This window comes from Acinetobacter sp. ANC_7682 (assembly GCF_056779795.1).
The window spans coordinates 1-213 of sequence record NZ_JBWYIQ010000111.1; the positions used below are offsets into that span (position 1 = coordinate 1).

The window sequence follows — 213 nt, forward strand, 5'->3', positions numbered from 1 at the left end:
TGGGTGCGAAAAAAGTCTTTATTACCACCGATCATGTCACTAAAAAAGGCGAACCTAAAATCGTTGCTGAGCTGACTTATCCTGCGACAGGTTTGAAATGTGTAGACCGCATTTACACCGATCTTTGTGTGATTGATGTGACGGCAGATGGCATGAAAGTCATTGAGAAAGTTGAAGGCTTATCTTTTGAAGAGCTTCAATCGATGACGGGTG

General features: G+C 42.7%; 1 pseudogene. It reads left to right on the forward strand.

The annotated features are described in order from the left end of the window. Positions 1-213: pseudogene (locus AC1M9D_RS14210) on the forward strand (3-oxoadipate CoA-transferase); the annotation flags it as partial.